Here is a 19,254-nt window from a genome sequence, read left to right as displayed (position 1 = left end):
CATACTCAGCCCCGCATCCGTGCGCCATCGGCATCAAAGGGCGGGGTCAGCGTGACTGTAGCGGGGCGCATCTGTCCAAGGATTTCAATTTCTACCTTCAAACCGTCCGCGATGGCCTCTCTTGGCAAGAACCCTTGGGCAATTGACGTGCCGGTATGGTGCGAATAGCCACCAGAGGTGCAGAACCCCACAACCTCGCCGTCCAGCCAGATCGGTTCGTAGCCCTGCACATCTGCATCGTCCGCGTCGACCGCAAAAGCCACCAGCCGGCGCGCAGCCCCCTTGGCGCGCTCGGCCTCGGCGGCGGCGCGGCCAATGAATTTGGTATTTTTCTTGAAGTTGATGAACCGGTCCAATCCGGTCTCGGCGGCCGTGTAGTCGGGCGAGAACTCGGCCATCCAGCTGCCGAAATGCTTGTCCAGCCGCAGCGACATCATCGCACGCATGCCAAAGGGCACCATGCCGTGCGGCAGGCCTGCATTCCATAGGGTCCACCAAAGGGCGCGCTGGCCCATCGGGTCGCAGTAGATTTCATAGCCCAGGTCGCCGGTATAGCTGACCCGCTGCACAATGCAGTCGGTCATGCCCACGGTCATGCGGCGCACGTCAAGGAATTTCATGTCCGAAATATCGGCCAGCGTGCAGGCGGCCAAAACGTCCCGCGCTTTGGGGCCTGCGATCTGGAAGCCGTTGCGTTTGTCACTGATGTTCTCAACATGAACACCATCTTCCAAGTGGCTGTTAAACCATCGGAAATGGTAATTCTGACTGCCATAGGATGCAGTCAGCAGGAATTCTTTTTCGCTCAGGCACGACATGGTGAAATCACCAATCAACTTGCCCTTTTCCGACAGCATCGGCGTCAGCGACAACCGCCCCGGCTGCGGCACGCGGCCCGCCATGATCCGGTCCAGCCAGGCCCGCGCGCGCGGGCCGGTGACGCGGTATTTGCCAAAGTTGTGCACCTCGTTGATGCCCACACCATCGCGCACCCCGCGCACCTCGCGCGCGGTGGCGTCAAAGGCGTCCGAGCGTCTGAAAGATGGGGTTTCATAGCTCGGCTCGCCCTCCTGGGCAAAATAGTTCACCACCTCTAGCCCGTATTGCTGGCCCCAGACCGCGCCCATGTCCGAAAAGATATCATACATCGGCGTGGTACGGTTGGGACGCGCGGCGGGCAGTTCTTCGTTGGGATAGCTGACGGAGAACCGTTTCTGATAGTTCTCGATGACCTTGGGCAGGGTATAGCCGGGGCTGATCCAGTCGCCAAAGCGGGCCACATCCATGGCCATCACGTCACGCTCCGGCTCGCCTTCGATCATCCATTGCGCCAGCGTCAGGCCGACGCCGCCGCCCTGGGAAAAGCCCGCCATGACACCGCAGGCCGACCAATAGTTGCGCACGCCGGGCACGGGGCCGACCAGCGGGTTGCCATCGGGGGCAAAGGTAAAGGGCCCGTGGATCACCGATTTGACACCTGCGGTTTCCAGCGCCGGAAAGCGTTTGTAGGCAAAGGCGATGCTGTCCTCGATCTTGTCGAAATCATCGGGCAGCAGTTCATGGCCAAAGGTCCACGGCGTGCCGTTCACCGCCCAGGGGCGGCAGGGTTGTTCGTAGAATCCGATGCACAGCCCGCGTCCTTCCTGCCGCAGATAGCTTTCGCCGGCGGGGTCCATCACATGCGGGTGTTCGCCGCCCGCGTTCACGATGTCGGCGATCATCGGCACCTCTTCGGTGACGATATACTGGTGCTCCATCGGGTGAAGGGGGAAATAGATGCCCGCCATCGCGCCCACTTCGCGCGCCCACAGACCGCCCGCATTGACGATATGTTCGGCGTGGATCGTACCCTGATCGGTAACCACATCCCATGTGCCGTCGGGGCGCTGGTTGGTTTCGGTCACCATTGTATGGGTCCGGATCGTGGCACCGCCCATGCGCGCGGCCTTGGCATAGGCGTGGGTGGTGCCCGAGGGGTCAAGGTGGCCATCAAGCGGATCATACAGGCCGCCGATGATCCCCGCGATATTGGTCACGGGCGCGATTTTGGCGATTTCTTCAGGGGTGACAATCTCGGTCTCCAGCCCCATGAACCGGTGCTTGGCCCGCTCGGCCAGCAGCATGTCGAACCGGTCCTGATTGTCGGCCAGCGTGATGCCACCCACATGGTGCAGCCCGCAGGACATGCCGGTGATCTCTTCCAGTTCTTTATACAGACGGATCGTATAGCCCTGAAGGGCGGCCATATTGGTGTCGCCGTTCAGCGTGTGAAATCCGCCCGCCGCGTGCCATGTGCTGCCCGAAGTCAGCTCGGACCGTTCGATCAGCATCACATCGGACCAGCCGAGTTTTGTCAGGTGATAGAGCACAGAGGCGCCCACAACGCCCCCTCCGATAACGGCGACGCGGGTGGTGGTTTGCATGGGGCAGCCTCCGGCAGTGATGTTGGATCGGGTCAAGTTTAGGAGCGCGCAGAAGGTGGGCTGGCCCGTTTGCGACAACTATTGTCGTTTGCGCGGGTCGGACGGGCGTATCGGGGCGCTGCCCCGGACCCCGGAGTTTGTCTGGCAAGATGAAGGGATTTATTTCTGCGCTTGGTGTCTGGCCGACATCGGGCGTCGGAAACGATCAATCCTGCGTGGGGCAAGACGGCAGGCTGGACGCAGCAATTTTATCAACGAGGCTACACCATGCGCACCCATGCCCAAGCTGTCGTGATCGGCGGCGGCGTTATCGGATGTTCGATCCTGTACCATCTGGCCAAGCTGGGCTGGCGCGATGTGGTGTTGCTGGAACGCGACGAGCTGACCTCGGGCAGCACATGGCATGCGGCGGCCAATATTCACGGGCTGCACGACAGCACCAACATCAGCCGTATCCAGCATTACACGATGGGTCTGTATAAAGAGCTGGAACAGGAAACGGGGCAGGGTTGTGGCGTGTTCCAGCCCGGATCGCTGTATTTGGCACAGACCGAGGCCCGCGAGCATCAACTGCGGTTGCAGGCGGCCAAGGCCAAACTCTATGGCATGAACTTTTCCGAAGTGGATCGCGACGAAGCGGAACGGTTGCACCCGCTGGTAAACTTCGACGGCATTCGCTGCATCATGTGGGAGCCCGAGGGCGGCAATGTCGACCCTTCGGGCGTGACCCATGCCTATGCTGCGGGCGCGCGGGCGATGGGGGCCGAGATTGTGCGGTTTTGCCCCGTCACGGGCACAGAGCAGCAGGCAGATGGAACATGGATCGTGCGCACCGAACAGGGTGATATTGCAACGCCCTGGGTGGTGAACGCTGCGGGGCTGTGGGGGCGAGAGGTGGCCGCGATGGCGGGTCTGGCGCTGCCGTTGCAACCGACCGAGCACCAGTATTTCGTGACCGAGACAATTGCCGAGATTGCTGCCCTGGACCGCCGGTTGCCCTCGGTCGCGGACCGTGACGGCGAATATTACTTGCGCCAGGAGGGCAAGGGGCTGCTGGTGGGCGCCTATGAGAAAGACATGCGGTTCTGGGCCGAGGACGGCACGCCGCAAGGGTTCGGCCACGAGCTGTTTGCAGACGATCTGGAGCGGATCGAGGACAACATGATGCGCGCGATCGACCGTGTGCCGGTGGTGGGCACGGCGGGCGTCAAACGTGTGATCAACGGGCCGATGATCTGGTCGCCCGACGCCAATGTCTTGTTCGGGCCGGTGCCGGAACTGCGCGGGTATTTCTGCTGTAACGGGATCATTCCGGGGTTTTCGCAGTCGGGGGGCATGGGCCTGTTGGCCGCGCAGTGGATCATCGAGGGTGAGACGCAATACGATATGTTCGCCTGGGATATGGCACGGTTTGGCGACTGGGCGGACAAGGCCTTTACCAAGGCGCGGGTGCGGGACCAATACGCCAACCGTTTCAAAATCCATTTCCCCAACGAGGAACGCAGCGCAGGGCGACCTGCGCGCACGCGGCCTGTTTACGGGATGCAGGGGCAGATGGGGGCTGTCTTTGGCCTGAATGCCGGGTGGGAACATCCGCTGTGGTTTGCCGATGCGCCCGGTGCGCAGGATACCGAGGGGTTCACGCGGCAGAACTGGTGGGGGCCTGTGGGGACGGAATGCCGGATGCTGCGGGAACGGGCGGGGATCATCGACATCTCGAACTTTGCCAAATACCGCTGCAAGGGCGCGGGGGCCGAGGCATGGCTGAACGCGGTCTTTGCCAACCGGATGCCCACAGTGGTCGGGCGGTCGTGCCTGACGCCGCTGATCGGCAAGCGGGGCGGGATTGCGGGGGATTTCACCGTGACGCGGTTGGGCGCGGATGAGTTCTGGGTGATCGGCTCGGGCATGGCGGAACGCTATCACCAGCGGTTTTTCCGTGCCGTGCCGCTGCCCGATGGGACCAGCTTTGAAAGCATGACCGAGGCAATGTGCGGCTTCAACGTGGCGGGGCCGCGCAGCCGCGCGCTGTTGCAGCGGCTGACCAATGCCGCGCTGGAGACAGTGGATTTTCCATTCATGCGGTCGCAGTGGATTGAACTGGCCGGTGTGCAGGTGCTGGCGCTGCGGGTGTCGTTTACCGGTGATCTGGGGTGGGAGTTGCATTGCCGCGCGCAAGATCAGGCGCAGCTGTATGCGGCGTTGATCGACGCAGGCAAAGATATGGGGGCCGGCCCCGTGGGCAGCCGTGCGCTGATGAGCCTGCGGATCGAAAAGGGCTATGGTTCGTGGGGGCGCGAGTATAGCCCGGAATACTGGCCGCAAGAGGTGGCGCTTGAGCGGCTGTGCAAGATGGACAAGACATTTTTGAACAGCGATGCGCTGGCCAAGACGCTGGCGCAGCCTGCGCGGGAACGGCTGGTGTTGCTGGCACTTGATGCCGCAGACACCGACGCCTCTCAGGCCGATGCCACAGGCGGCGAGCCGATTTTTCGCGACGGGCAGGGCATCGGGCGTGTGACTTCGGGGGCCTATGGCTATTGGGTGGGGATGTCGCTGGCCTTGGGCTATGTCAAAGATGCCGGTGCGGGGGATCAGGTGGATGTGATGGTGCTGGGCCGACCGCACCGTGCCACGATCCTTGAGGCGCCGCCCTTTGACCCCGATGGTACGCGGTTACGCGCCTAAACGCTTGCGAACCCCTTGATTGGATGCGCCTATTGTATAGGACTATCGTCTGAACCGATTTGAGGGATCCGCATGCGCGCACCGCTTCATCCCAGACAGAGCGAACGGCTGGCACATCTGCGCAAGCTTGGGATTCTGGACACCAGGACAGAACAGCAGTTCGATGAAGTCGTTGATCTGGCTGCCCGAATTTGCGAGGTGCCGATTTGCCTGATCTCGCTGGTGGATGAGAACCGCCAATGGTTCAAGGCGCGCGTCGGGCTGGATGTTGCGCAGACCGATCTGGACCGTTCGATTTGCAGCCATGTGATCTTGCAGGGTGATCTGGTCGAGATTTCCGACACCACACAAGATTTGCGCACGGCGGACAATCCGCTGGTGACCGGGGCCGATCATATCCGGTTTTACGCAGGCGTGCCGTTGATCTCGGATGATGGGTTGCCGGTTGGGACATTGTGCGTTCTGGACACCAGGCCGCGCAGCCTGACCGAATTGCAACGCAGCACGCTGCGGGTGCTGGGCGCACAGTTGATGCGCCAGTTTGAACTGCGTCTTGCGCTGCATCAGGCCGAGGTTTTGCGCGGCGAGATTGACCACCGCGTCAAGAATTCGCTGCAAACCGTGTTGTCGGTGGTGCGCATGTACAAGTCGCGCGTCGATAATGCCGTGGCGACCGAAGCACTGGCGGCGGTCGAACGGCGCATTGATGCGGTGGCCATGCTGCATCAGGAGCTGTATCAGACCAGCCAGTCGAACCGCGTGGCTCTACAACCCTATCTTGAGCGTGTGGCCTCCTTGCTCGAGGCATCGGCGCCGTCGAATGTGCGTCTGGACATCACCGTGTGCCGGGCGCAGATCCTGCCCTCGGTGGCTGCCAATATCGGCATGATTATCAGTGAATTTACCGCCAATGCGATCAAACACGCCTTTCCCGACGGGCGGCGTGGCACGGTGACCGTCACGGTTGAACAAAGCGACGAGACTGCGGGGCTTCTGGTGCATTGTCGTGACGATGGCATCGGCAGCGCAAATCCGGCCGAGGAAAGCGAAGTGACCCGTCTGGGGCAACGCCTGATGCAGGCGGCAGCCATCCAGATCGGGGCCGAATTTTCGCTGATGGCGCAATCAGACGGCTATCACCTGAACATGCAGGTGCCGCTGAAAGATGCGCCTAGCGCCGAATTAGCGGCCGAATAGCAAGGGCGGCAATGCGGTTGCCGTCGCGCGCGGTCACTTCGAACCGGAAGCCGTGGAACGAAAACACCTGTCCCACTTCGGGGATCATTTGTGCCTCGTGGATCACCAGACCGGCAACGGTGTTCGCCTCGTCATCGGGCAGCGACCATTCGGTTGCGCGGTTCAGGTCGCGGATGGTCATAGATCCGTCGACGATAAACTGGCCGTCATCGCCACGGGTCACCGGATGGTCGGCGTCGGGGTCGAATTCATCGGTGATCTCGCCCACGATCTCTTCCAGGATATCTTCAAGCGTGATCAGACCCTGAAGGCTGCCGTATTCATCCACCACCAGCGCGAAATGGGTGTTCAGACGCAGGAACTGGCGCATCTGATCATCCAGTGTGGTGGTTTCCGGCACGAAATAGGGGGCTGTCGCCACATCCAGAATGTTGAATGATTTGAGCGCCTTGGCGTCACCGTCCGGCCCGCCGACGATCTTGTACATCGCGCGCAGCAGGTCTTTGGCGTGTACCACGCCAATGATGTTTTCCACATCATCGCGATACAGGGGCAGGCGGGTGTGGCTGGATTTCAGGCACTGTTCAAAGATGGTTTCCGGATCGTCTTGCGCATCGATCATCTCGATGCCCGAACGGTGCAACATGATCTCTTCGACCATACGGTCGCCCAGATCCAGCGCGCCCAAAATCCGGTCGCGGTCTTCTTTTTCAACCACACCTTCCGAATGGCCCAGATGCAGTGCGCCGGCAATCTCTTCGCGCACGGCGAGCACGTTGCTGTTGGGATCAATGCGCACGCCAAAGATGAACAACACACCGCGCACGAAATAACGCACAGCCGCGACGATGGGCGAAAACACCAGAATAATCAGCGCAATGGGCCGCGACACGGCGGCGGCCGCGCTTTCGGCATTGGTGATGGCATAGGTCTTGGGCAGCACCTCGGCAAAGACCAGCACCAGCAGCGTCATCACCAGCGTCGCCAGCGCCACGCCGCTTTCGCCAAACACGCGGGTGAACAGGGCAGTGGCCATCGAGGCCGCCAGAATGTTCACCAGGTTGTTGCCCAGCAGCACCGATCCGATCAGCCGTTCATTGTCTTCGGTGATTTTCAGTGCGCGTTGGGCCCCGCGCGAGCCCTTGTCGGCCTGGCTGCGCAGTTTCCCGCGCGATGCGGCGGTCAGGGCGGTTTCCGAGCCCGAGAAAAAACCGGAGAGGAAAAGAAGAAACAGGATGATCCCGCAGGTTATCCAGAAAGCGCTGTCCAGCGTTGCAGAAGAAGGGTCCATTGGTAAGACTGTGTTCCTTGAAGGTTCATAGGGTTATGGGGGCGATGGCCCGCGCATTCAAGGGAAGGCTGTCAGATCAATATACCGGATTCGACACAACGGGGACGATCAGGGGCGTTTTTTGCGGATTGCCCCCCTTTTGTATCGGTCCTGACCCTAGGGGTCGTTCCGCGATGTCTTTCCCGACACTTTGCGGGGGGCGTCGCCCGCTAACGGGTGATGCTCCAGCACCAGTTCGGTCAGGCGCGCGTCCAGCACATGGGTATAAATTTCCGTGGTGGCGACATCGGCATGGCCCAGCAGCGCCTGAATCGAACGCAGATCGGCGCCGCCCGCCAGCAGGTGCGTCGCAAAAGCGTGCCGCAACGTGTGCGGCGTAACCTTCTCTGGCGATACGCCACCCGCCACTGCAAATTCCTTGATCATCAGATAAAAGCGATGGCGCGTCAGATGCCCCGCCACCCCGCGCGAGGGGAACAGAAACCGCGATGCGGGCTTGCCCCTGGCCTTGCCGGCCTCTTCGGCCTGATCGCGTGTTTTCAGCCAGTCGGTCAAAGCGGCGCGGGCAGGGGGCGACAGCGGCACGATGCGTTCCTTGCCGCCTTTGCCAAGGATCAGCAACATGCGCGGATCGCCACGCGCGGCGCTGACGGGCAGGCCCACCAGCTCGCTGACGCGCATGCCGGTGGCATAGAGAAGCTCCATCAGACAGGTGTTGCGCGTGCTGTCGGCGGCGTTGCGCCCCGAGCTGCGGGCGGCCTCCAGCAACCGGTCAACTTCTGCGATGTCCAGTGTCTTGGGCAGGCGTTTGTCCTGTCCGGGCCCCGAAATCTGGATTGCAGGGTTTTCCGCGCGCCATCCTTCTTCAAAGGCAAAGCGGTACATCTGCTTGATCGACGACAACCGCCGTGCGCGGGTGGATTTGGCCAGACCCTGTTCGTCGCAATAGACCAGATAGGCCTCGATGTCGGCCTGTTTCACGGTGTCAAAGGTGCGTCCCTGTCGGGTGGCCCAGGCGGCAAAATCCTTCAGATCGCGCCCATAGGCCAGCAGGGTGTTCTGCGCAGCCCCCAATTCAGCAGCCTGCGCCTCGATAAAGGTGGAAATCCAGCGGTCGGTTTCGGCGCTCATAAGGCGGGCCTTAGCATGATTTGCAGGGCGGCCCGGCGGGCGTTGTCCTCCAGCCCCAATGCGCGCAGGGTGGCAAGCCCCTGACGCAGGGCGCCGGGATCGCCCTTGCTGCCTTCGTTCACCAGCTCAAGCGCACCCAGCAACGCGCGACCCAGCTTGCCGGTGCGCGCCATGCCGATCAGCGTGGCGTCGGGCGGGGCACCGGCAAAGGCGTCGGCCAGTGCCTTTTCCATGGGTCCGTTAGGCTGCGCATCGCTGGTATCGCCCCGCGCAAGCGCGACCAAAAGCGGGGCGCGGGCTGCGGCCTGCGGGTACTTGGTGGCTGCCAGCTCATATGCTGGCGACAGCAGCGTGGTTTCAAATGCGGCGGCGGTGGCGGCGCGGTCCTTTAGCTCGGGAAGACGATCGCCAAAGAGGTTGGCAAAATGCACGGCCAGACCGGCCGCCTGCATTTCGCGCCACGCGGCCGGCAGGGTTTTGGCCACAGCTTCGGCGCTGTTGCTGTCCAGCGCGGTTTCAAAACGTTGCACGGCACGCACACGCTCCCACAGACCGCCAGAAGCTGCGGGCTGACGGTCGGTGTAGATGCCCAGCAAACGGTTGTCGGCGACAGCTCCGGTCTGCGCCAAGCGTTCGACCGCCAGCAATTGCGACCGCCAGCCTGCGATCTCGCGCAGATCGGCATTGGCATAGATGCGCGGCCACAGAGTAGTGGCTATCGGCGTGCCGATGGATTCGTAAACGCGAAAGGCCAGCGGATCGGGCTGGGCGGGTGTCGGCAGATCGGCCTCGCCCTCGAACAGGTCGGGGTCAAGGAAACGTTCCAGCATATCGGCTTGTGCTTCGCTCATGCTGCCCAGCACCCGCGCGGTGCCCAGCAACAAAACGGCGGTGTCCCAATCCCCTGCGCGTGCGGTGCAAAACACCCGCGCGGCGTAACCGGGGGCCAGAGACGGCTTGGCCATGACCCTGGCACAGGCGGCGTCTTCGGTGCCCGCCAGAAGGCTGGCGTCGAAAAAGCGGGCAAAGACGGCGGCAGACGATTCGGGGCCGATCTGCTCCAGAAGCGCCAGGGCAGGGTCGAGCGCACCCAATTGCAGCAGGGCGTCGACACGGGCCAGATTAAAAGCCTCGTCATGCACCGATGGCGGCAGCGCCTCGGCCAGCAGCAGCGTGTAAAACAGCGACTGGGCGGCGGGCAGGCGAATGGATTTGGTGGCGCGTATCGCCTCGGCCAGCTCGAAACCGTCCGAGCCTGTCCACAGCGTATCGGGCAGGCCGGTGATCGACGCAGGGGCCAGTCCCACACGCCGCGCTGCCGGACCATCCAGCGGCGCAACCGTGATTGCGGGCACATTGCCGCTGGGCGCAACGGCGGGTTCGCTGGTTATCGGGCGGGTCTGAACGGCAGGTGTTGGCGCGTTTCGGTCCAGCCAGTCGATCACCGACAGGGGTGCCTCTTGTGCCAAAGCCGTGCCGATAGGCGAAACCGCGCCCATCAGAAGACCCAGCCAAATTGCGCTAACCTTAATCGGCATCGAGGGTCACGGGCACGCGTACTTCGTTTTGCGGCGGGTCAAAGTCCGCGCCGAAAAACGGGCCGGCATAGGCATAGACCACCAAGCCGATAAGTCCCAGAATAATTAGATATATCAAGTATTTGATCAGTCGTCCCATAAATTTGCCTGCCCCGGGTCTTTTGATTTTGACCAACTTATATATGGCCTTTTCTGCAATATCACGTCATTCAACGGAATATGAGCGAAATTCAGCAATCAACGTCAGACAGTTCGTCAGATTCTGTGCAATTTGCACTGCACAAGACCGTTGTCATGGTCGGAATGATGGGCGCAGGAAAAACCGCAGTGGGCAAGGTGCTGGCGGCAAAACTGGGCGTGCCCTTTATCGACAGCGATCACGAAATCGAAACCGCGGCAAACATGACCGTTCCCGAAATCTTTGAACGCGACGGCGAGCCGTTCTTTCGGGTCAAGGAAACGCAAGTGATCTCGCGCCTGCTGGACAATTCCCACGGGATTCTGTCGACCGGTGGCGGCGCGTTCCTGAGCGCTGAAAACCGCCAGAACATTTCACAACGCGGCGTATCAGTGTGGCTGAACGCTGACCTTTCGCTGTTGTGGCATCGTGTCCGTTACAAGGACACGCGCCCGTTGCTGCGCAGTGCTGACCCCAAGGGCAGGCTGACCGAACTGTATGAAGCGCGCGTGCCGATCTACAAACTGGCCGATCTTCATGTGCCCTCCAAACCCTCGTACAGCATTGAAGAGATGGCGGAACGGGTGATTGCGGCGCTGTTGACGCGGCCTGATGTTCTGGAGAAACTGGATGCTTGAAACTGTACATGTCGACTTGCCGGGGCGCGCCTATGACGTGTTGATCGGCACCGGACTGCTGGGCGACGCAGGCACCCATATCGCACCTTTGCTGAAACGCGCGCGGGTTGTGGTGATTTCGGACGAAACCGTGGCGGGGCTGCACCTTGGGGCCTTGCAGGACGGGCTGCGCGGCCATGGCATCGACTGCGCTGCCATGTCCCTGCCTGCGGGCGAAGCCACCAAAAGCTGGCCACATCTGATGAGTTGCGTTGACTGGCTGCTGGATCAAAAGGTCGAGCGCGGCGATATCGTCGTGGCCCTGGGGGGCGGCGTGATTGGCGATCTGGTCGGCTTTGCCGCCGCGATCCTGCGGCGCGGGGTGCGCTTTGTGCAAATGCCCACGTCGCTGCTGGCACAGGTCGACAGTTCGGTGGGCGGCAAGACGGGAATTAACTCCCGGCATGGCAAGAACCTGATCGGCGCGTTCCACCAGCCCAGCCTGGTGCTGGCCGATGTTGACCTGTTGGGCACGCTGCAACCGCGCGATTTTCTGTCTGGCTACGGCGAGGTCGTGAAATACGGCTTGCTGGGCGATGCTGCATTTTTTGAGTGGCTTGAAGGGCAGGGGCCGGCATTGGCCGCAGGTGACGTGCGCGCGCGCATCGAGGCGGTGCGCCGCTCGGTGCAGATGAAAGCCGACATCGTCGTGCGCGACGAAACCGAACAGGGCGACCGTGCCCTCCTGAATCTTGGCCATACCTTTGGCCACGCACTGGAATCTGCCACGGGTTATTCCAGCCGCCTGCTGCACGGCGAAGGTGTTGCGGTGGGCTGTGCGATGGCTTTTGAACTGTCGGCGCGCCTGGGCCTGTGCAGTCAGGAAGATCCAAGTCGCGTCCGCGCGCATCTGCGCGACATGGGCATGAAGACCAATCTGGCCGACATCGACGGCGCATTGCCGGGGCCACAAGCGTTGCTCGCGCTGATGGGGCAGGACAAGAAGGTGGTGGATGGCCAGCTGCGCTTTGTGCTGGCGCGCGGCATCGGTGATGCCTTTGTCACGTCGGATGTTCCGGCGCAGACGGTTCTGGAGGTTCTGCGCGACGGCTGAGCGGCGCGCAGAACCAAAAGCTTAGAACGGGATTTCGTCGTCCAGATCACGCGAAGGCGTCGGCGCATTGCCACCACCCGACGACGGCCCACCATAACGATCATCCGACGGGCCGCTGTCATAGCTGGAGCCGCCACCGCCGCCATAGTTCCCACCGCCGCCACCGCCGCCGCCGGGACCATCCAGCATGGTCAGCGTGCTGCCGAACCCTTGCAGAACGACCTCGGTCGAATAGCGGTCCTGACCGGACTGGTCCTGCCATTTGCGGGTCTGCAACTGGCCTTCGATATACACTTTCGAGCCCTTTTTCAGGTACTGCTCGGCCACGCGCACCAGACCTTCGCTGAAGATTGCAACCGAATGCCATTCGGTGCGCTCTTTGCGTTCGCCGGTGTTACGGTCTTTCCATGTTTCTGAGGTGGCGATGCGCAGGTTGCACACCTTGCCGCCATTCTGGAAACTGCGCACTTCGGGATCGCGGCCCAGATTGCCGATTAGGATCACTTTATTAACTGAGCCAGCCATGTTGTCCTCTCACTCATTCGTACCCGCGCGGGCGATTCCCGAACGGTCGTGACAACCTACAGATTGGTCGGAACATGGTAAACACAAGGCTAATGGTTATCCGAACCAAAGGGGTGGCCCAAAGCGTCGATTTTTGTATAGTGTCGTAATGGGTAAAATCAGAGCCGTGCGGGCTCGGTATCTCGGGGGCGGAAAGTTATGCGCGCAATGATTTCAGCGCTGGTGATCGGTGCGACCATGGCAGGGGCAGCCCATGCCGACGTATTTTCGTCGCGCAGTCGCAGCAAGCTGTTCGGATCGCAGTTGAAAGTGTTGGATTCGCGCGCGTCGCAGCAATACACGGCCTCGGTCAAATTGCAGCCACCCAAGGTGAACACACCAACCAAATGGGACGTGAACCCGGCCTATAGCGGCAAGTACAAAGGTGTTTATCTGGTCGCCGCGCGCGAAGCCGCGCGTCGACATGGCGTGCCCGAAGATTTGTTCCTGCGGCTGATCCAGCAGGAATCCGGCTGGAATCCGCGTGCCAAATCGCACAAGGGAGCCCTGGGGCTGGCACAGCTGATGCCCGCCACAGCACGCCGTTTGCGCGTCGATCCCAGCGATCCGCACGAAAATCTGGAAGGTGGCGCGCGCTATCTCAGCCAGCAGTACCGCACGTTCGGCAGCTGGCGTCTGGCGCTGGCGGCCTATAACGCGGGCCCCGAGGCCGTGAAACGCCACAAAGGCGTGCCGCCCTACAAAGAAACCCAGAATTACGTCAAGGTTATCTGGGGCAGCTGATTTCAGGCTGATTTGAAGAAATACCTATTGGATTCAGATTTTCGGGCGGGTTTCCGCCTGTTTGTCGCGCCCTCGGTCCCGGCTTGGCCATGGCCGAAGGAACAACGACACCCTAAGCCAAGTTGTCATGCATATCGCGGGCCATCACGGCCACCGAAGGAGCAAGACAATGAAAACGACTTTTGCAAAGCTGGCCGCTGCCACGGCCATCGCAGTGTTGCCGTTGGGAGCTTTCGCCGCATCTCCCATTTCCGAAGTGACCGTCAATGCGGATCTTAATGAGCACGTCGACGCCAACGCGATGCAATATTATCCCCAGATCGAAGAGGACGTGATGCGCATGATCGCCGAGCGTATCGAACTGACCGGTGACGCGGGTGATCCTGCCATCAAAGTTGAGATCAAAGGCGTGTTGCTGGATGGCGATTCCGTGCTGCCAGACAGCGCCGAGTTCAACGAACTGGTCGCGACGATCAACTACACAGACGCCAATGCCGAGATCAATGAAGACACGGTTCCGGTGCATATTATGGCCAAGACGGCCGACATGCCCCATGATGGCGTGATTTATGTCGCCCCCGACCGCGCGGATTTTTATCAGGCGATGATTGCAGCCTTGGTTGACGACGTCGTCAATAACATCCCCGATACGCTGCGCTCGGACAGTTCCAAGTAACCGGCTGTATCTGTCTATCAGGGGCGCGGCGTGGGCCGTGGCCCTGATGTCCCCTATTCGGCAGCGATCTCGATCACCGGCTCCATTTCGGCAAATTTCTCTGCGCTCAGATGGCATTTCACCTGATGTCCCGTTGCCATATCGCGCAGCGGGGGCACCTCGGTTTCGCACAGATTGCCCGGCACCTGGCTTTTCCAGCGACAGCGCGTCTGGAACGGACAGCCCGGCGGCGGGTTCATTGCCGACGGAATGTCACCTTCCAGCACGATGTGTTTCTTGCGCACCTTGGTGTCGGCAATCGGCACCGCTGACAGAAGCGCTTCGGTATAAGGGTGATAGGGGGGGGCAAACACCTGATCGGTGGTGCCCAGTTCAACCACATGGCCCAGATACATCACCATCACACGGTCTGACAGATAGCGCACGATGCTCAGATCGTGGCTGATGAACAGCAATGTGGTCTTATGTTCGCGCTGGATTTCCATCAGCAGATCGGTCACCGCCGCCTGCACCGACACATCCAGTGCCGAGACGGGCTCATCCGCCACCACGATCCGCGCATCACCGGCAAAGGCGCGGGCAATGCCGACCCGTTGCTTTTGCCCGCCCGACAGTTGTCGCGGCATCCGGCCTGCAAATTCACGCGGCAGTTTCACCAGATCCAGCAGTTCCAGCATCCGCTGGCGCCGCTCGGCTTCGTTCTTGCCGATCTTGAAAATCTCCAGCGCGCGGATGATCTGGCGGCCCACGGTCATCGACGGGTTCAGCGTGTCGAACGGGTTCTGAAACACCATCTGCACGTCAGCCACCGTTTGCGTGTCGCGCTTTTCAATCGGAATGTCCTGTATTTCGCGGTTCCCCAGGGTAATCGTGCCCTCGGTCGCGGTCTCCAGCCCCATCAGCACCTTGGCAAAGGTCGACTTGCCACAACCGCTTTCGCCCACAATCGCCAATGTCTCGGATTCGCGTGCCTCAAAGCTCAGCGTCTCATTGGCCTTGACCACTTTGGTGGCGCCGCCGCCAAACAGGGCATTGGCGGCCACTTCGTAGTATTTCTTGAGGTTGTCCATCCTCAGAACCACATCACCGATCTCGCCTTTCTGCTTGACCTCGGCCAGTGCCAGCGGGGCCTGCCAGTCAATCTCCTGAAAGCGCAGACAGCGGGTGTTGTGCACGTCGTCACCGGGCACGGGGAACATCTGGATGTCACCCTGATCGCAGCGGCCCGCCTCGAAATAGTCGCAGCGCGGGCCAAAGTTGCAGCCCCGTGGCCGCTCGTGGGGCAGGGGAAAGTTGCCGGGAATGGCGATCAGGGGGCGCGCGTTCTTGTCCGCGCCGGGCAGTGGGATCGAGCGGAACAAAGCCTGCGTATAGGGGTGCTGCATCTCGTCAAAGACATCTTCGATACTGCCGCGTTCGACCGCCTCGCCCGAATACATCACGCAGATGCGGTCGCAGGTTTCCAGAACCAGCCCAAGATTGTGGCTGATGAACAGCATCGAGGTGCCGTATTTCTTGCCCAGATCCTTGACCAGTTCTACCACGGCAGCCTCGACCGTGACGTCCAGCGCCGTGGTCGGTTCGTCCAGGATCAGCAGCGAAGGTTCGGACATCAGCGCCATGGCAATGACGATGCGCTGCTGTTGCCCGCCCGACAGCTGGTGCGGATAGGCGTCCAGAATCCGCTTGGGATCGGGCAGCTTTACATCCGTCACCACTTGCAAGGCGCGGGCATAGGCATCTGCCTCACACATATCGGCATGGATCATCGGCACTTCCATCAGCTGTTTGCCGATCTTCATCGCCGGGTTCAGCGAGGCCATCGGCTCCTGATAGATCATTGCGATTTCCGAGCCGCGGATCGCGCGCAGTTCGTCCTGCGTCATCGCCCCCAGATCGCGCCCCTTGAACTTGATCGACCCGCCGACAACGCGCCCGTTCACGCCCAGATCCTGCATCACCCCCAGCGCCACCGTCGACTTGCCACAACCGCTTTCGCCCACCAGCCCCACGGCCTCGCCCGGTTGCACGCTGACCGAAAAATCCATCACCGCAGGGATTTCCCGCAGCCGTGTGAAAAACGAAATCGACAGTTTGTCGATCTCCAGAATGGGGCCGTCATATGCGTCTTTGACCATTGTCGTTCTCCCTTGCCGCAGCGCCTCTCTTGGGCTTCTTTTGGCACTAAATATCCCGGGGGTCCGGGGGCAGCGCCCCCGAACGCGCCCCCTTGTCAGTCGCGCAAGGATTCCTCGCGCAGACCATCCGCCAACAGGTTCAGCCCCAGCACCAGCGTCATCAGCGCAAAGGCCGGCACCATCGCCGCATGCGGATACAGCGACAACAGCCGCCGGCCCGAGTTGATGGTGGTCCCCCAGTCAGGGCTTTCGCTCTCCAGCCCCAGACCAAAGAAGCCAAGCGTGCCCAGCAGGATAGTGGTGTAGCCAATGCGCAGGCAGAAATCGACAATCAGCGGCCCGCGCGCGTTGGGCAGGATTTCCCACAGCATGATGTACCACGGACCCTCGCCACGGGTCTGCGCAGCGGCCACATAATCGCGCGTCTTGATGTCCAGCGCCAGGCCCCGCACAATACGGAACACCGTGGGCGCGTTGACAAAGACCACCGCCACAAACACGGTCAGCAGCCCGCCGTCCATGTCGATCCAGTCCAGCATCGCAGGCAGGCCCGGAATGCGGTAGCTGTCATTGGCCACAATCGCCCCGTTGTTTGAAATCAGCGACAGATAGGCCCACAGCAATCCTCCCAGCACCACGATCAGCAGCGGGGTGCGGACCGAAGGTTGCGTGTAATAGCGCGCGTTCAGCAGCACCGCGCAGAACACGATGGGAAAGAAGAACAGCACCGCAGCCATGTAATTGGGAATGCCGGTTTCGACGATCTCCGGCGTGACCAGCAGATAAAACAGCAGGATCACCGGAAAGGCCAGGATCAGGTTGGCCAGAAACGACAGGAAGGTGTCCAGCCGTCCGCTGTAATAGCCCGCAGGCAGGCCAAGCGTGATGCCCACCATGAAGGCGAACAGCGTTGCCATCGGCGCGATCTTGACGACGATCCACGCGCCTTTGACCAGCCGCGAGAACACATCGCGCGCCAGATTGTCACCGCCCAGCAGGAACCATTGGTAATCGTCTGCCTCGGCGCCGCGCAGGGGGGTGCCGGGCAGTTTGTTCTTCATGCCCGAAAACTGGCTCAGCGGATCATGGGTGATCAGCATGTCGAACGCGCCGCCCATGATGCCGGTGAACACCCAGAACATGACCAGCCCAAAGCCAATCATGCCGATGGTGCTGTCGAACAGCTTACCATACAGCCCCAGCTTGCGTTTGAAGGTGATCGACACCACAAACAGCACGATCAATGCGATCCACACGGGCAGCATGTTGCGTGACAGCCCGCCGATGATTCCCGCACGCGTGCCCAATACGACGCCGCCGACCACATAGACCAGCACCAGCGCCACCAATGCGAAAAAGCTGTAGCGCAGGGCCTTTGCACTCAGCCCGACCAGTCCGGTCGGGGCCATCAGTGTGCCGTCAGAGTTGACGCCCAGCGGCCCTGTGTCGCGCGCGAACATCGACACGGCGATGCTGGCCAAAATCGAAACCGCAAGCGCAACGATGGAAAGATAGAAAACAACGTTCAGACCGCTCAGGGCGCCTGTCCATGTCAATGGTTCCATGAGTCAGACCTCCCTTATGAAATGCGGATGCGCGGGTTGAGGATGACATAGCCGATGTCCGAGATCAGCTGCGTCAAGAGCACTACGATCACCGACACAACCGAGACCGCCAACAGCAGCTCGATGTCGTTGTTGCCTGCCGCCTGCACCAGAACCCAGCCAAAGCCTTTGTAATTGAACAGGGTTTCGACAATCACAACGCCGTTCAGCAGCCACGGGATTTGCAGCATGATCACGGTAAACGGCGCGATCAGCGCGTTGCGCAGGGCGTGTTTGAGGACGATGTTGCGAAAGCTGACACCTTTGAGCCGTGCGGTGCGAATGTATTGCGCGGTCATCACCTCGGTCATCGACGCGCGCGTCATGCGGGCGATATAGCCCATCCCATACAGCGCGATGGTCAGCACCGGCAGGGTGAAATTCTCGAAGGTTGCGTTTTCCATGGCCGAGGTGGCCGAGCCCTTGAACCACTTGAGGCCAAAGGCAGAGGAAGAAAACACCGCAATGAAGATCACCCCCGACACATATTCCGGCGTGGCCGTGGTGGCGATCGAGAAGGTCGACAGCGTCCGGTCCAGCGGTGACCCTTCGCGCATCCCCGCAAGCACCCCGATCAGCAGGGAAGAGGGCACCATGACCAGCAGCACAAATCCCATCAACTTGCCCGTCAGGCCCAGCCGTTCACGGACGATACCGCCGACATCGTCCTTGAACACTGTCGATTGCCCCCAATTGCCCTGCAACACGCCGCAATAGGTGGCGCGGTCTTCGGGCGGGGTGTCGGGGCCGAAACAGCGGCCCGTCACCGTGCCATCGGGCGCTTCGGTCACCCAGCCGGGGACAACGCCCAGCCATCGGCCGAATTTGACCGGCATCGGGTCCAGATACCCGCGTTTGCCCAGATAGCTGGCCACGGCTTCGTCCGACATGCGAAAGTTGCCTTGGGTCTTGGCCAGTTTTTCCAGGTTCGGGTAAAGATTGGTCAGAAAGAACACGATAAAGGTCAGGCACAAGGCCGTGACGATCATCACGCCCAGACGTCTGAGTATAAATAGTCCCATGTATGCCCCTGTTGGTAGGCTGATACGGGAAGAACCCGCTGGTGAAATTGACCTGCCTTTTGGCTTGGCCGTTTTGATGTTGAAGTGGTCCTTGCGACCGGGTGCGCCGGATGGGCGGCGCGATAGCTTCCCTGTTTCGTGGCCCTGACGGCATATCGGTTTCGAACCGACGGTCAGTCTTGCGCTTGACGTGGTGCGCAGCGGGCGCGTTGCAATTCTGTTGCTCTATCAGGCAATATACAGAGCGAGACGTCAACAAATGGTTTCGCTCGGGATGTTTCGAATGCGACGTATTTCCGCGCAAAAACCGACATTTCGGTTCACGTTTT

15 protein-coding genes are annotated in these 19,254 nt (G+C 61.1%); 6 read left to right on the top strand and 9 right to left on the bottom strand.

Going from position 1 to position 19,254, the window contains the following annotated elements:
* Nucleotides 1-5: 5 nt before the first annotated feature.
* Nucleotides 6-2,423, bottom strand: coding sequence for an FAD-dependent oxidoreductase (locus DSM107133_RS11070; RefSeq protein WP_114295519.1), 2,418 nt, complete (start codon nt 2,421-2,423; stop codon nt 6-8).
* A 267-nt stretch (nt 2,424-2,690) separates the two neighbouring features.
* On the opposite strand from DSM107133_RS11070, the gene DSM107133_RS11065 reads away from it, so the two are divergent.
* Together DSM107133_RS11065 and DSM107133_RS11060 are read left to right on the top strand one after the other, a co-directional pair.
* A complete protein-coding gene (locus DSM107133_RS11065; protein ID WP_114295607.1) occupies nt 2,691-5,111 on the top strand; it encodes an FAD-dependent oxidoreductase in 2,421 nt (806 codons plus the stop codon).
* A 72-nt stretch (nt 5,112-5,183) separates the two neighbouring features.
* Nucleotides 5,184-6,308 carry a histidine kinase dimerization/phosphoacceptor domain -containing protein gene (locus DSM107133_RS11060; protein ID WP_114295518.1) on the top strand — a complete coding sequence of 375 codons (1,125 nt, stop codon included), beginning with the start codon at nt 5,184-5,186 and terminating at the stop codon, nt 6,306-6,308.
* Here the strand turns inward: DSM107133_RS11060 and DSM107133_RS11055 are convergent.
* The 4 genes from DSM107133_RS11055 to DSM107133_RS11040 form a co-directional block, all read right to left on the bottom strand.
* The gene (locus DSM107133_RS11055; protein ID WP_114295517.1) at nt 6,283-7,599 is read right to left on the bottom strand and encodes an HlyC/CorC family transporter; all 1,317 of its coding nucleotides are present in this window, start codon (nt 7,597-7,599) and stop codon (nt 6,283-6,285) included. The genes DSM107133_RS11060 and DSM107133_RS11055 overlap by 26 nt on opposite strands.
* Nucleotides 7,600-7,755: 156 nt before the next feature.
* The gene (locus DSM107133_RS11050; protein WP_114295516.1) at nt 7,756-8,730 is read right to left on the bottom strand and encodes a tyrosine recombinase; all 975 of its coding nucleotides are present in this window, start codon (nt 8,728-8,730) and stop codon (nt 7,756-7,758) included.
* Nucleotides 8,727-10,229 (bottom strand): hypothetical protein, encoded by a 1,503-nt coding sequence (locus DSM107133_RS11045; RefSeq protein WP_240310694.1) that lies wholly within the window; start codon nt 10,227-10,229, stop codon nt 8,727-8,729. The genes DSM107133_RS11050 and DSM107133_RS11045 overlap by 4 nt, the downstream gene beginning before the upstream one ends.
* 28 nt (nt 10,230-10,257) lie before the next feature.
* On the bottom strand, nt 10,258-10,407 hold the full coding sequence (locus tag DSM107133_RS11040; RefSeq protein ID WP_205387912.1) for a hypothetical protein: 150 nt from the start codon (nt 10,405-10,407) through the stop codon (nt 10,258-10,260).
* A gap of 80 nt (nt 10,408-10,487) precedes the next feature.
* Between DSM107133_RS11040 and DSM107133_RS11035 the strand changes: the two genes are divergently transcribed.
* Both DSM107133_RS11035 and aroB read left to right on the top strand, forming a co-directional pair.
* Nucleotides 10,488-11,084: a shikimate kinase gene (locus DSM107133_RS11035; protein WP_114295513.1), complete on the top strand. Its 597-nt coding sequence runs from the start codon at nt 10,488-10,490 to the stop codon at nt 11,082-11,084.
* Nucleotides 11,077-12,177: a 3-dehydroquinate synthase gene (gene aroB, locus DSM107133_RS11030; RefSeq protein WP_114295512.1), complete on the top strand. Its 1,101-nt coding sequence runs from the start codon at nt 11,077-11,079 to the stop codon at nt 12,175-12,177. Before DSM107133_RS11035 ends, aroB begins: the two co-directional genes overlap by 8 nt.
* 21 nt (nt 12,178-12,198) lie before the next feature.
* On the opposite strand, the gene DSM107133_RS11025 is transcribed toward aroB, so the two are convergent.
* On the bottom strand, nt 12,199-12,702 hold the full coding sequence (locus tag DSM107133_RS11025) for a single-stranded DNA-binding protein (protein WP_114295511.1): 504 nt from the start codon (nt 12,700-12,702) through the stop codon (nt 12,199-12,201).
* Between the two features lie 198 nt (nt 12,703-12,900).
* Between DSM107133_RS11025 and DSM107133_RS11020 the strand changes: the two genes are divergently transcribed.
* Complete coding sequence (locus DSM107133_RS11020) at nt 12,901-13,485, top strand: transglycosylase SLT domain-containing protein (protein WP_114295510.1); 585 nt, start codon at nt 12,901-12,903, stop codon at nt 13,483-13,485.
* A gap of 169 nt (nt 13,486-13,654) precedes the next feature.
* Entirely contained in the window at nt 13,655-14,161 is a 507-nt protein-coding gene (locus DSM107133_RS11015; protein WP_114295509.1) for a hypothetical protein, read from the top strand.
* A gap of 53 nt (nt 14,162-14,214) precedes the next feature.
* On the opposite strand, the gene DSM107133_RS11010 is transcribed toward DSM107133_RS11015, so the two are convergent.
* From DSM107133_RS11010 to DSM107133_RS11000, 3 genes are all read right to left on the bottom strand, one after another.
* On the bottom strand, nt 14,215-16,299 hold the full coding sequence (locus DSM107133_RS11010; RefSeq protein WP_114295508.1) for an ABC transporter ATP-binding protein: 2,085 nt from the start codon (nt 16,297-16,299) through the stop codon (nt 14,215-14,217).
* 95 nt (nt 16,300-16,394) lie between these two features.
* Entirely contained in the window at nt 16,395-17,864 is a 1,470-nt protein-coding gene (locus DSM107133_RS11005) for an ABC transporter permease (RefSeq protein ID WP_205387911.1), read from the bottom strand.
* A 14-nt stretch (nt 17,865-17,878) separates the two neighbouring features.
* The gene (locus DSM107133_RS11000; protein ID WP_114295507.1) at nt 17,879-18,925 is read right to left on the bottom strand and encodes an ABC transporter permease; all 1,047 of its coding nucleotides are present in this window, start codon (nt 18,923-18,925) and stop codon (nt 17,879-17,881) included.
* Nucleotides 18,926-19,254 lie beyond the last annotated feature (329 nt).

This window comes from Pseudosulfitobacter sp. DSM 107133 (assembly GCF_022788695.1).
Lineage (GTDB): Bacteria > Pseudomonadota > Alphaproteobacteria > Rhodobacterales > Rhodobacteraceae > Pseudosulfitobacter.
Note: the sequence above shows the minus strand (reverse complement) of the source record. Positions and strands in the feature narration are given on the sequence as shown.